We start from the raw sequence: 13,771 nt of genomic DNA on the forward strand, positions 1-13,771 counted from the left end.
TTAACCTAATAAAACAATCGCAATGAGACTAATTATTCAACCGGATTATCAATCCGTGTCAAAGTGGGCGGCACATTATGTGGCTGCAAAAATCAAGGCCGCCGCCCCCACACCCGAGAAACCTTTCGTGTTGGGATGCCCCACCGGCTCTTCTCCTTTGGGCATGTACAAAGAACTGATCGACCTGAACAAAAAAGGCATCGTTTCTTTCCGCAACGTAGTCACCTTCAATATGGACGAATACGTGGGGCTGCCTAAGGAACACCCCGAAAGCTACTACTCTTTTATGTGGAACAATTTCTTCAGCCACATCGACATCCTGCTCGAAAACACCAACATCCTGAACGGCAATGCGGCCGATTTGGACGAGGAGTGTGCCCGTTATGAAGAAAAAATCAAGTCATACGGCGGCATCGACCTCTTTATGGGAGGCATCGGACCCGACGGACACATCGCTTTCAACGAGCCGGGCTCTTCCCTGTCGTCGCGCACCCGCCGGAAGACGCTGACTACCGATACCATCATCGCCAACTCGCGTTTCTTCGACAACGACGTGAACAAAGTGCCCAAGACTGCGCTTACCGTAGGTGTGGGCACAGTGCTCAGCGCCAAGGAGGTGATGATTATCGTCAACGGTCACGGCAAGGCACGTGCCCTCTATCATGCCGTAGAAGGCCCCGTTATGCAGATGTGGACCATCAGTGCCCTCCAGATGCACGAAAAGGGTATCATCGTTTGCGACGATGCGGCTACCGACGAACTGAAGGTGGGCACTTACCGCTACTTCAAGGATATCGAGGCAGACCATCTGGAACCGGAAAGTCTGTTGAAATAAGTCGGCTCTTCCTGTCGCTTTATTATATGGCGCAATTCGTTCGATGTAGAACGGGTTGCGCTTTTTTTGTTTGCGGAATGCGCGTCTGATTAAGTATCTTATTTAAAAAGAGATTTTCTTATTTTGAACTCATATATATCATGCTTTTTGAGAGAACCGATAAACAAAAAAACTTGCGGAGTTTGTCGGTGATACGGCACATTTCCATTAACTTTGCACGTCTTATGGAAGTGGAGGCGTATGTGATTTTTTCGCTTTCGTGAAACCCGATAAAAATATGATGATTTCTCCTCCGGCTTTGGGCTTGCGGTGCGAACCGATAGACGTGGTGCGCATCGGTTTGATTGGTTTGGGACAACGCGGTCTGCAAACCTTGCGTCGTTATACTTTTGTGGAAGGGGCTGAAATGCGCTGCCTTGCCAATTTGGACGACTCTTCTTTCGAGGAAGCCAATGCGTTGTTACGAACGAGCGGGCGTTCCGAAGCTTTGTGTTTTTACGGGGAAACGGCTTGGCAAGAGATGTGCCGCCGCGATGATCTTGATTTGATTTATATCTGCACCGATTGGAGCAGTCATGCCCGGATGGCGGTGGAGGCGATGCGTTGTGGAAAGCATGTAGCCGTTGAAGTGCCGGCCGCCACCACGGTGGAAGAGTGCTTTGAACTGGTGCGTACTGCCGAAGCAACCCGCCGGCATTGTTTCATGACGGAAAACTGTTGTTACGACTGGTTTTCGCTTGCCGCATTGGAGCTTCGCGATGCCGGATTTTTCGGCACGATTACGCATTGCGAGGGAGCCTATATCCACGATTGGAGAAATCGTTTCTCGGAGGGAAGTCACGGTGCGCAGACTTGGTACAAAACGAGCTGTTGGCATGGAGGCAACCCATATCCCACGCATGGCATAGGGCCGATAGCACAGTTGTTGGGTATTCACCGCGGTGACAGGTTCAGCCATTTGGTCTCGGTCACGGGACAAGCTGCGGGTGCGGAAAGCCTCTTGGGGCATGGCAACACGACGCTGCTCACCACCGAGCGTGGAGTGACTGTACTCTTGCAGTTTGATGGCACCACCCCTCGTCCCTATTCACGTATTCAGGCTGTATGCGGTACGGAAGGCTTTGCCCGCAAATATCCCCTTGCGCAGGTGCAGCACGAGAGCGATTTGTTCGAGGGGGAAGTCGCGGAGGCTTTCTTGCGCAAATACATGCGCGGCCCTGCTGCCGACTTATGGCGTGAGGGGAGTGAGCGCGGTGTGCCCAACGAGATGAACTATGCCATGGATTGCCGGCTGATATACTGCTTGCGCCATGGGTTGCCCCTCGACATCGATGTTTATGATGCAGCAGAATGGTCGTGTCTGGCTGAACTGACGCAAATATCAGCCCGGCGTGGTGGAGAGCGCGTCGATATTCCCGACTTCCTGAATCTTCACTTTTGAATCTACGCAAGCTGACGGAAGGTGAGGTCGCTTGCTTCAGTAGTATATTCGTTACTTGGCAGCTTATCCGCATTGTGACATTTTTACATCTTTGTTCTAGAATTACCTGATTGTATTATATGAAGTGGCTTTCAAAATGATATGTGTCAGGCGCCCGGTCGCAATATTTTGCCGATGCAAAATGAGTAATAGAACATTTGCGAAACAGAAATATTACCGTTATATTTGCGAAAACCAACTTAATATGATTATGAGTACAATCTTACAGCTTGCTCCACAGAACGTGTGGAAGCATTTTTATTCGCTGACACGCATCCCCCGTCCGTCAGGACACATGGAAAAGATTACCGAATTCCTGATAAGCTTCGGCAAAGGGTTGGGTCTGGAATCCTTTGTCGACGAGGTGGGCAATGTCATTATTCGCAAGCCCGCCACTCCGGGTATGGAGAATCGCAAGGGCGTCATTCTGCAAGCACACATGGATATGGTGCCGCAAAAGAATAACGATACTGTTCATGATTTTACGAAAGACCCTATCGAAACCTATATCGACGGTGATTGGGTGAAGGCCAAAGGTACTACGCTGGGAGCCGACAACGGTTTGGGCGTGGCTGCCGCCATGGCGGTGCTCGAAGCCGATGACTTGAAACATGGTCCGCTGGAAGTGCTGATTACGAAAGACGAGGAGACGGGTATGTATGGCGCTTTCGGTCTGAAACCGGGTACGTTGAAAGGTGAAATCCTGCTGAACCTCGACTCGGAGGACGAAGGCGAGTTGTACATAGGTTGTGCCGGCGGTATCGACATCACCGCTTCGTTGGAATATAAAGAAGAAGCTTCCATTGAAGGTTTCGTAGCCCGTAAGATAACGTTGAAGGGATTGCGTGGAGGTCACTCCGGGCTGGAAATCAATCAGGGACGCGGTAACGCCAATAAACTGTTGGCCCGCATCGTGCACGACTTGTTGATTGAATTTGATTGCCGGCTGGCAAGCTTCGAAGGAGGCAACATGCGCAATGCCATTCCGCGCGAGGCGCATGCCGTGCTGACTTTTAACCCCGAAGACATAGACGGACTGGAAGAGTATATCAAGGAATATGAAGAGCAGCTCAATGCAGAATATACACCCATAGAGAGTGGCATCATACTGAAGATAGAAGAAATGGAGATGCCTGCCGCAATCGTCCCCGAAGAGATTCAGGACAACATGCTCAATGTGTTGATGGCTTGTCAGAACGGGGTGATGCGTATGATTCCTACGGTGCCCGACACAGTGGAGACTTCTTCCAATCTGGCTATCGTACTCATTGGCGGAGGAAAAGCCGAGGTACGCATTCTGGCACGCAGCTCGTGCGACACGATGAAAGATTTTTTGGCGGACAGCCTGACGGCTTGTTTCTCCATGGCAGGCATGAAGGTGGTGCTGAGTGGCGGGTATTCCGGATGGCAGCCCAATGTGGATTCTCCTATTCTGCATGCCATGAAGCTATCTTACAAGCAGCAATTCGGAGTGGAACCGGCAGTGAAAGTGATTCATGCAGGACTGGAATGCGGCATCATAGGTGCCAACTGTCCGGGACTGGATATGATTTCTTTTGGACCCACTTTGCGTTCGCCTCACTCTCCCGACGAGCGTGTCTATATTCCTACGGTCGCAAAATTCTATGATTTCTTGGTGGCTACTTTGGCGCAGACACCGGAGAAGTAAAAAGGAAGTTAGAAAACGAAGAAAGGCATGCTGTTACGGCATGCCTTTCTTTTTCCGGCTCTGACTCATTCTCTTTTTTTAGAGGAGGTCAGTATGAGCCAGTCCGGATAAAGATACATTTCGCGGTGTTATCGGTAACAAACAGAAACCATCTATTACCTTTTTAATCTGTACATTCGTATAGAATTTAGTAACTCAAAATAGACTACGAGAAAGAGACATTTGTTAGTTGCAGCGCAGCAGTTGTTCAAGTGACGGTTTCTTTGTTTTTGCGGCCATACTTCTTGTTTGAGCTTGTTACTTTTTGATATGCATCAAGAAATGTGTTGTAAAACATGTTTTTTCTGCGTTTTCTATTTGTAGATATCCAAAAAGACTCTACTTTTGTGTTGTAAAACATGTTTTTCTACAAATTATATAGGATAACAAGAAAGGTTTAGTAGGAATAATAGATAGTTAAAGAAAGTTTTCAGGTATTAGTTTAATTTTTTAAGGTTATGAAAAAAGTAATGAGTACACTTAAGCGCATTCTTGCCGAAGTGGGCCGGAATGAAATGTTGATGATGGGCTATACCATCAATAAATAAGAGGAGAAACCTCTTGTTCCGGGATATGGAAAGAATCCAAAAACAGGTATTAATTGAGAAATGGTTTTGAGATTCATCAATATGGAATCAGAACTGTTTCCGAAACTCTTAGAATTATGGCAAAAAAGGTTGTTAACTCAGTAAAGCATGTCCTTGCCGTGGCCGGTAAGAACTGGATGGAGGCTATGCGCTATTATAGTCTTCAGATGTAAGCATATCATCATGTGTGTTTATTATAAGATGGGGGTGCACTTTACAAAAGTGCATCCCTTTTTTATTCAGGAGATTGGTTTATAAACAGTCTTGCCATGAATGTTCTTTCAGTAATAAAGCCTATGGGCTTCTTTGGCAACAGGCTCACTTTGCCCCTGATAAGAGAAGAGGCAGTATGGACTGCTGTCCGATGCAGGGCGTGCTGCAATCATGCGGAGGTGGGTCTATAGAGTGAAGTTGTTCTACATAGATAGAAAAGTTGATTGATGAACGTGATAAAGATGTGCGATACACGGAACGTTTTCTGTTCGCAAGGCGCGAACAGAAAAACGCAGTGTGCGGACAAACGAACGCACGGTGCGAACAAATATCCGAAACGCGGGAACAAAGAATTTCGAGCAGGCATCGTTGTCTTGATTTATATTGGTTTGCATTAAGATGATTTTGGTGTAAGAAGTGTTGGTTAGTGCGGATTCCAACAAAATTTAGGTGCATTGTATGAAACCTATTCGGGAATGGAGTGTATAGGAGATATTAACCTCATCCTTTTTTTTGAAGTTGAAACAAAATACTCTCTGAGCCGGAATAAGATTTTTTATCTGTAAAAGTGCAATTGTTTGGTTTTTATTTGTTTCCTTTGTTAATTACAAAGACTAACATAGAAAATGAATATGGGAAAGAGACTGAAAGAATGTAGCATCTTATTATTGCTGCTTACGTTGGGACTGTCTGCATTGCATGCTCAGACTTATGACGAACTGTGGAAGCAAGTAAAAAAAGCACAAGAGAAGAGTTTGCCGCAAACAGTGGTGAAGCTGACCGATGAAATTTATCGGAAAGGGAGAGAGGAACAAAATGCTCCCCAGATGCTGAAGGCGTATGTATGTAGGGAGAAGTATCAAGAAGAGCTAACTCCGGACAGCCTGTATGCCAACCTGAAATATATGGAACAGTGGGTGCGGACGGAGAAGAACTTGGTGAACAAGTCCATCTTGCATTCGTTGCTTGCATATGAGTACGCCGGCCTGATGAGGAACAACCGATATGCTTTGCGGAACAGGACGTTGCTGGAAGAGGAGAAAGCGCCCGATGATGTGCGCGAGTGGAGCACGACGCAGTTTCTGAATAAAATAGATGAACATGCCATCGCCTCTTTGCAGGACTCTCTCCGTTTGCTGGAAGCTTCGGCGGATGCATACATACCTTTTATTATACAAGAAGACGGCAGTCGTTTCTATCGGCACGACCTCTACCATTTGCTTTCGAACCGTGCCATATCGGTCTATGGGGATTGGAGCGGTTTCGATGTGGACAGCCTGATGCAGGCGCGCATCCATGCCGTGTATGCGAATATGATAAACGCCTACCGTCATCGGACAGGCATGGAAGATGCCGTGGTGCTTTGCTCGCTGGATTATTGGAGCTGGAAAGTGGAGGGTAACTCGTATAGTGGAGTTACGCGGATGCCGGAAGAACAAGAGCCTGAAACAGCTGTCAGGGCATTGGATGATTTGATTAGGGAGTTTGGCAATCGCGAAGTCTGTGCAGAGGCATATATCAAGAAGGCGGCATATCTGCGTACCGGAACGAATGGCCGCAGCGTGGCCGAAGCCTTGAAAGCATGCGATGAAGGACTGAAGCGTTATCCGTCCTACAAGCGCATCAACGAGTTGAAGAATATTCGGGAAGGTATATTGCAGCCCGCATTGGGCGTAACTCTTCCGGAAAGCGTTTATCCCGGTGAAACAGTGAAGATGAATGTCAACTACCGCAACCTGAAAGGATTTACCTTGAATGTATATGCTACTGCTTTTCCGGAAGTGCCTCGAATGGAGCGCAACATGAAAATAAACACCTATATCAAGCAGGCGCGCAAACTCTCTTCCACTCATTTCGATTTACAGCCGTTGCCCAAGAAGAATAAACTGCCCGAAGATGTGCCTTATCTGGCTTCGGACACGCTTTTCTCCGTTACGATGCCGCAAGAAACAGGGGTGTATATTGTCCGCTTGGTGCCCGATGCCGATAATATAGAGGCGGAAGAGAGGTTCATGGTGACTACCCGTTTCAAAGTACTGACACTTTCGTTGGGAGACGGGCGTATGGAATTTGCCACACTGGATGCTTCTACCGGACACCCGATTGCCGGAACGAAAGTAAGTTTCTATGATTCGCGCTACGGGGAAGATCGCAAACTGCTGAAGGAGCTGGTGACCGGTGCCGACGGAAAAGGTATACTCCCTTGGCAGGAGGGGATAGAAAGCTATGTGGCACGCAAGGGCAACGACAGGGCGATGAGGCCGCAGAGCATCTATCTGTATCAGCCGAGCAGCAACCGATACAATGAGAAGTGGGAGCGAATGACTTTACTCACCGACCGCTCTATTTATCGTCCCGGACAAATCGTATACGTAAAAGGGGTGGCTTATGAACAAAATGATGACAGTGTTTGTGCCCGTGTGTTGGAGGGTAGAGAGTATGAATTGGTGCTGTTGGATGTGAATCAGAAAGAACTCGCTTCCCGAAAGTTGCTTACAAATGATTTCGGCTCTTTCACGACGGAGTTCGTACTTCCCACTGCTTGTCTGAATGGTGTGTTCAGTGTGCAGGTTCGCTCTCTTCTTTCTTCAGTTTCTTTCAGGGTGGAAGAATACAAACGTCCCACGTTCGAGATTACTGTTAATCCGGTGACCGAAGCCTATCGGTATGGAAAAACGGTACGGTTGACGGGTAACGTGAAGTCGTTTAACGGCATGACCGTGCAGAATGTGCCGTTGGCATATAGGGTGACCCGCAGTTTATGGGGACCGGGACGTTCGGAGGAAAAGTTATCGGCAGACACCATCATGCTGAGTGCCGACGGTGATTTTTCCATACCTCTGGTTTTGGAAGCTCCTTCCGGTCGCCGTGACCTGTATGGTAATTATTCCAATTACCATGTAGAAGTAACCGTGGCGGACGAAGCCGGTGAAACGCAGACTGCCGGATATCATCTGGAGGTAGCTCCTGAAGCTTATCAGTTTCATGTCGGTCTGCCCGAATATATATGTAAGGAAGACAGCCTGCATTTCACGTTCAGTGTGAATAACCGCAACAATGTGCCTTTGGATGTGAAAGGTACTTATCGTCTTTATCCCCTCAATCCGGTAAATGGAAAGATCACGGCCGAACGTCCTGTGATGGAAGGTGAGTTTATGGCCAATCGGCTTCAGGACTTTTCGCGATGGGGTAACCTTCCTTCGGGTCATTATAGTCTGGAACTTTCTGTCTGCGACAGTTTGGATGGTAAAGAGTATTGCGAGAAATCTTTTAAATACCGTGTTGCGCTATTCTCAAAAAAAGATACACGTCCGATTGAGGCAGCCCCGCTTTTCTATCATAAGGAGAATCTGGAGTTCGATGCGCAACATCCGGCTGCCTTTCTTTTGGGAACCTCCTGTCGGGATGCCTATGTACTGATGGATGCCTTCTGCGAAGGCAAGCGTATTGAGAGCAAGGTCTTGCAACTGAACGATACCATTGTACGTATGGAATATCCCTATGAAGCACGCTATGGCGAGGGTATCACTTTGCTGTTCAATCTTGTGAAGAACGGCGAGATGTATAACCGACTGGTTTATTTGAGTAAGCGGCAAGTCGAACGGAAACTCGACATGAAGTGGGAAGTGTTCCGTGATCGCTTGCGTCCCGGTCAGGAGGAGGAGTGGAAGTTGGTTATAAAGACTCCTCAAGGTATGCCTGCCGCAGCCGAGATGTTGGCTATGATGTATGACGCCTCATTGGACAAAATTTATAAGCGCAACCAGTTATTAGGGGTGTATTATTCAAGTAAAATCCATGCAGCTCACCGCAAAACAAGCTATCATGAAACCCTCTGTTTTTCTATTTATTTTCCGATGAAGAGCCGTCCGGTTCCGGTATGGATGTTCGACCGCTTCTTTACTCCCGATGTGGCGCGGGAAGAGATGATGGCTATAGGGTATGGCCGTCCTCGAAGAGGTATATCGGCCTCAGGAATGCGGACAAAAGCGATGAATGGCGGAGTCGTACTTCAAGAAAAAGTTGTGTCGGAATCTGTTGAGTTGGCTTATGTCGAAGCGGAAGTGCAAGACATGGAAGAGGTTGCCTCCGCTGATGGGAAGGCTGACGAGAATGACGGGCAATCTCTGCAACCGGTTTCCGGACTGCGTACTAACTTTGCCGAAACAGCTTTCTTCTATCCCCAACTGCGCACCAACGAGCAAGGCGAAGTGGCATTTGCGTTCACCATGCCGCAGAGTCTTACGCGCTGGAACTTCCGTGGTTACTCTCATACCAAAGACATGATGACCGGGATGATGGAGGCTACGGCGGTCACCTCCAAAGAATTCATGCTGACGCCGAACATGCCCCGTTTTGTCCGCGTGGGTGACAAAACAAAGATTGCCGCTTCCATTGCCAATCTCACAGGAAAGAACGTGCAGGGGACGGCTACGCTGACTATTTTTGATCCGATGACGGAGAAGGTCATCTCTGCTCAACATCGTAAGTTTTCTGTCGAGGCAGGAAGAACCGTTGCAGTAGATTATCTTTTCGATGTGACCGAACGTTATGATTTACTCGGGGTGCGCCTTGTTGCCGATGGAGGTGCATTCAGTGACGGCGAGCAACATCTGTTGCCGGTGTTGAGTAATAAGGTATATCTTACGGAGACAATCGCCATGCCTGTTCGTGGTGAAGAGACCCGTACATTCTCGTTGGACAGCCTTTTTAACCGCAACAATCTTACTGCCGTCAATCGTCGTCTGACGATAGAGTTTACAGGCAATCCGGCATGGTATGCCGTGCAGGCTTTGCCGGCATTGAGTTTGCCTGACCATGACAATGCTATTTCTTGGGCCACGGCCTATTATGCCAACAGTTTGGCCGGATTTATAGCCAACAGCCAACCTCGCATCAAGACGGTGTTTGAGAAATGGAGGTTGTCGGACGAAACGAAAGAGACTTTCCTGAGCCGGTTGGAGAAGAATCAGGATGTGAAAAACATCTTGCTCAGCGAATCTCCGTGGTTGATGGAAGCTACTGCCGAAAGTGAACGGCAGGCACGCATCGCTACTCTGTTCGATATAAATCAGCTGAACAATCGCAACTCTTCGGCATTTGTCAAGCTGAAAGAGTTGCAAAGACGAGACGGTGGCTGGAGTTGGTGTAAGGGAATGAGAACCAGCAGATTTGTGACTACCTATATCACCGAATTGCTTGTTCGTCTTTCTTTACTGACGAAGAATAGTCTGCCCTCCGAAGTTAGTGCCATGAGGAAGCAGGCGTTCACCTATCTGCATAAGCAGGCCTTGGAGGAGTATCGTGATATTCGCAGGGCAGAGAAGAACGGAACGAAATATATTGTCAATTCGGAAGCTGCAATGAATTATCTATATCTGATAGCTCTCAGCGGTGAGAAAGTTCCTACGGAGAATCAGGTGGCATATCGTTATTTCCTTTCCAAAGTGGGAGCTGATCTTACGGGCGGAACGATGGCGCGCAAGGCGCAGTCCGCCATTATCTTGATTGCGGCAGGACGTACGACCGAAGCGGCCGGATTCATCGCGTCTCTGAAAGAGCATCTGGTGCAGACCGATGAGAAAGGGGCGCATTTCGCGTTCTATGAGCAAGCTTACGGTTGGGGTATGTTGCCGGTCTCTGCCCATGTGGACGTGATGGAAGCGTTGAATAGGGCAGGAGGTAACGGCGCTTTGGTGGAAGAGATGAAGTTGTGGTTGTTGAAGCAGAAGCAGACCACTGCATGGGATTCGCCGGTAGCTACCGCCGATGCTGTCTATGCTTTGCTCTGTCGGGGCAGCAACTTGTTGGAGAACCGTGGCGATGTGCGTATCACTTTGGGTGATGAAGTGCTCGAAACATGGTCGCCCGCAAAGACCACAGTTCCTGATTTAGGCTACGTCAAACAGACTTATACGCAGGGAAATCCGGTTTTAAAAGCGAAGACTGTCACCGTGGAAAAACGGGATGAAGGAATCGCTTGGGGAGCTGCTTATGCCCAATATCTTTCGCCCATATCCGATGTGAAACAGCATGGTGGCGAGTTGAATGTAGAGAAGAAACTATATGTAGAGCGTGTCGCTGCTGATGGTATCAAATCTTTGCAACCGGTTACAAAGACCACTCATCTTTCAGTAGGTGATAAAATTGTATCTCGTTTGGTTATCCGCTTGGACCGTGTCATGGATTTCGTTCATCTAAAAGATAGTCGCGGTGCTTGTTTCGAGCCGATAGGTGCACTCTCCGGCTATCGTTGGGGAAATGGCTTCGGCTACTATGTAGAGGTGGAAGATGCCGCAACCAATTTCTTCTTCGACCGCTTGACCAAGGGAGTATATGTGTTGGAGCATAGCTACCGTATAGCTCGCGGCGGAGTGTACGAAACCGGATTGGCCACCATGCAATGTCTTTATGCGCCGGAATATGCTTCACATTCAACGGGGGGAATAATAAATATAGAGTGAGAATGAAAGTTTGTCATTCTCATCGAAAACTCTTATTTTTGTTGCTCTAATTTAGAAACGATATAAATGAAACGTATCTTAACTGCCTTATATCTTATTTCTGTCGTGGCATTGGCTGCTGTGGCTCAACCCCGTTTCACCTCTAATACCGAGATGTATAGTTTCGGTCAGATAGAATGGAAACATCCTGCGACCGTACAATATATCATAACCAATACGGGTGATGCTCCGTTGGTGCTTACGGAGGTAGAACCTGATTGTGCCTGTACTGTGGCGCAGTGGACGCAGACGCCCATTGCCCCGGGAGAAAAAGGAACAGTCAACGTGACTTTCGATGCCAAGGCTTTGGGACATTTTCAGAAGTCGGTAACAATCTATAGCAATGCACACCCCAATGTGGCTTATCTGCATTTTAGTGGTGAAGTGGTGAGGGAAGTAAAGGATTTCACCCGGTCACATCCATACCTTATCGGCCAGATACGTATTGACAAGAACAGTCTTGAATTTCCCGACATTCAATACGGAGAGCATCCGGTAATCCATATAGGGGTGGTCAATCTTTCCGACCGACCCTATGAACCGGTGCTGATGCACCTGCCTACTTATTTGCAAATGGAGGCAGAACCCGGTGTGCTGCAAAAGGGAGAGAAAGGCGTCATTACCCTTACATTGAATTCGGAGAGACTGGCTGACTTCGGATTGACTCAGACCTCTGTTTATCTTTCCCGCTTCTCCGGTGACAAAGTGGGGGATGAGAATGAGATACCCGTTTCGGCCATTCTTGTACCGGACTTCTCGGGAATGACGGAAACTGAGAAGGCAAATGCTCCGGTCATGCGTCTTTCTACGAAGAACATAGACTTGAGTGCGGCGTTAGCTAAAAAATCGAAAGCATGGCATGACATAACGATTACAAATGGCGGGCGTTCTCCTTTGCAAATCAGCAAACTTCAGGTGTTTCATCCTGCAGTAGGGGCCAACTTGAAGAAAAGCGTATTGCAACCGGGCGAGACTACCCGTCTGCGGGTAACGGTAGAGAAAAAAAATATCGGTAAAAAGCGGCGTCACTTACGCTTGCTGATGATAACAAACGACCCGCTACAGCCCAAAGTGGAAATCAATATCGAGAGATAGTCGGTAATCATTCACATTAATACATTGTAGTTATGGAGCATCCTGAAAATAATGAAGTATATAAAGGCTTGATTGTCAATGCTGGCATTGAGCAGCCATCGTCTGTCAATCCTTATTTGAAGAATCGTCCGAAACGGAAAAGACGGGAACTGTCCGTGGCCGATTTTGTGGAAGGTATTGTGAAAGGTGATGTTACGGTACTCAGTCAGGCGGTGACACTGGTAGAAAGTGTGAAGCCGGACCATCAGGTCGTGGCGCAGGAAGTGATAGAGAAGTGTTTGCCTTATTCGGGCAATTCCGTCCGTATAGGCATCAGTGGTGTGCCGGGAGCAGGCAAAAGTACCTCTATTGATGTATTTGGTGTGCATGTGTTGGAGAAGTATGGCGGAAAATTGGCCGTTTTGGCCATCGACCCCAGTAGCGAACGGAGCAAAGGAAGTATTCTTGGCGACAAGACCCGCATGGAGCAACTCTCTGTTCATCCCAACTCTTTTATTCGCCCCAGCCCGTCAGCAGGTTCGTTGGGCGGTGTGGCGCGCAAGACGCGTGAGACAATCGTGCTTTGCGAAGCGACCGGTTTCGATAAAATATTTGTAGAGACGGTGGGTGTGGGACAAAGTGAAACGGCCGTGCACTCCATGGTCGATTTCTTCCTGCTGATACAGTTGGCCGGTACGGGCGACGAATTGCAGGGCATCAAGCGTGGCATCATGGAGATGGCCGACGGTATTGTCATTAATAAAGCCGATGGCGATAATCTGGAACGGGCCAAACTGGCCGCGACACAATTCCGCAATGCATTGCATCTGTTCCCTGCCCCGGAGAGTGGCTGGAAGCCTCAAGTACTGACTTATTCCGGTTTCTATAATCTCGGTGTAAAGGAAGTGTGGGACATGGTCTATAAGTATATCGACTTTGTGAAAGAAAACGGCTATTTTGAGTATCGCCGTAATGAGCAGAGTAAGTATTGGATGTACGAGACCATCAACGAACAGTTGCGCGACAGCTTCTACCACAATCCGCAGATTCAAAAGATGTTGGAAGAGAAAGAAGGGCAAGTGCTGCAAGGAAACCTTACTTCTTTTGTGGCGGCCAAGAATCTGCTGGATACCTATTTTGACGGCTTGAAGAGCTGAAAGACGCTGAAAAGTTGGTGCGTGTCTGTGTGGTAGTCACCGACAAGTCGCACATGATTATAAGAAGCGCGGATGATGCGAACCTAATAAAGTCGCATCATCCGCGTTTCATATATAATATCATTGCTGTCCGCTAAAACATTTTCTAGTGTATAAGATTTAGGGCTGGTACTTCGTGAGTGAAGTATCAGCCCTTTTGGTTATCTTTGAGCTG

6 protein-coding genes are annotated in these 13,771 nt (G+C 48.0%); all 6 read left to right on the forward strand.

What is annotated here, in order from left to right:
* Nucleotides 1-22 precede the first annotated feature (22 nt).
* The 6 genes from nagB to meaB all read left to right on the forward strand — a co-directional run bounded on the left by nagB (nucleotide 23) and on the right by meaB (nucleotide 13,557).
* Nucleotides 23-835: a glucosamine-6-phosphate deaminase gene (nagB, locus tag EV202_RS10900; RefSeq protein WP_106042570.1), complete on the forward strand. Its 813-nt coding sequence runs from the start codon at nucleotides 23-25 to the stop codon at nucleotides 833-835.
* 277 nt (nucleotides 836-1,112) lie between these two features.
* Nucleotides 1,113-2,276: a Gfo/Idh/MocA family protein gene (locus EV202_RS10905; RefSeq protein WP_131927084.1), complete on the forward strand. Its 1,164-nt coding sequence runs from the start codon at nucleotides 1,113-1,115 to the stop codon at nucleotides 2,274-2,276.
* A 250-nt stretch (nucleotides 2,277-2,526) separates the two neighbouring features.
* A complete protein-coding gene (locus EV202_RS10910; protein WP_131927085.1) occupies nucleotides 2,527-3,984 on the forward strand; it encodes an aminoacyl-histidine dipeptidase in 1,458 nt (485 codons plus the stop codon).
* Nucleotides 3,985-5,455: 1,471 nt separating this feature from the next.
* Nucleotides 5,456-11,287: an alpha-2-macroglobulin family protein gene (locus EV202_RS10915; protein WP_394364521.1), complete on the forward strand. Its 5,832-nt coding sequence runs from the start codon at nucleotides 5,456-5,458 to the stop codon at nucleotides 11,285-11,287.
* A gap of 66 nt (nucleotides 11,288-11,353) precedes the next feature.
* Nucleotides 11,354-12,421 (forward strand): DUF1573 domain-containing protein, encoded by a 1,068-nt coding sequence (locus EV202_RS10920; RefSeq protein WP_131927087.1) that lies wholly within the window; start codon nucleotides 11,354-11,356, stop codon nucleotides 12,419-12,421.
* 32 nt (nucleotides 12,422-12,453) lie between these two features.
* Nucleotides 12,454-13,557, forward strand: coding sequence for a methylmalonyl Co-A mutase-associated GTPase MeaB (meaB, locus tag EV202_RS10925; protein WP_131927088.1), 1,104 nt, complete (start codon nucleotides 12,454-12,456; stop codon nucleotides 13,555-13,557).
* The last annotated feature ends 214 nt before the right edge of the window (nucleotides 13,558-13,771 follow it).

It is taken from the genome of Prevotella heparinolytica, assembly GCF_004342845.1.
GTDB classification, from domain to species: Bacteria; Bacteroidota; Bacteroidia; order Bacteroidales; family Bacteroidaceae; genus Bacteroides; species Bacteroides heparinolyticus.

Coding starts and splice junctions, on each gene's coding strand:
- meaB (WP_131927088.1), top strand. CDS start 12,454: ATGGAGCATCCTGAAAATAATGAAGTATATAAAGGCTTGATTGTCAAT.
- EV202_RS10910 (WP_131927085.1), top strand. CDS start 2,527: ATGAGTACAATCTTACAGCTTGCTCCACAGAACGTGTGGAAGCATTTT.
- EV202_RS10920 (WP_131927087.1), top strand. CDS start 11,354: ATGAAACGTATCTTAACTGCCTTATATCTTATTTCTGTCGTGGCATTG.
- EV202_RS10915 (WP_394364521.1), top strand. CDS start 5,456: ATGGGAAAGAGACTGAAAGAATGTAGCATCTTATTATTGCTGCTTACG.
- nagB (WP_106042570.1), top strand. CDS start 23: ATGAGACTAATTATTCAACCGGATTATCAATCCGTGTCAAAGTGGGCG.
- EV202_RS10905 (WP_131927084.1), top strand. CDS start 1,113: ATGATGATTTCTCCTCCGGCTTTGGGCTTGCGGTGCGAACCGATAGAC.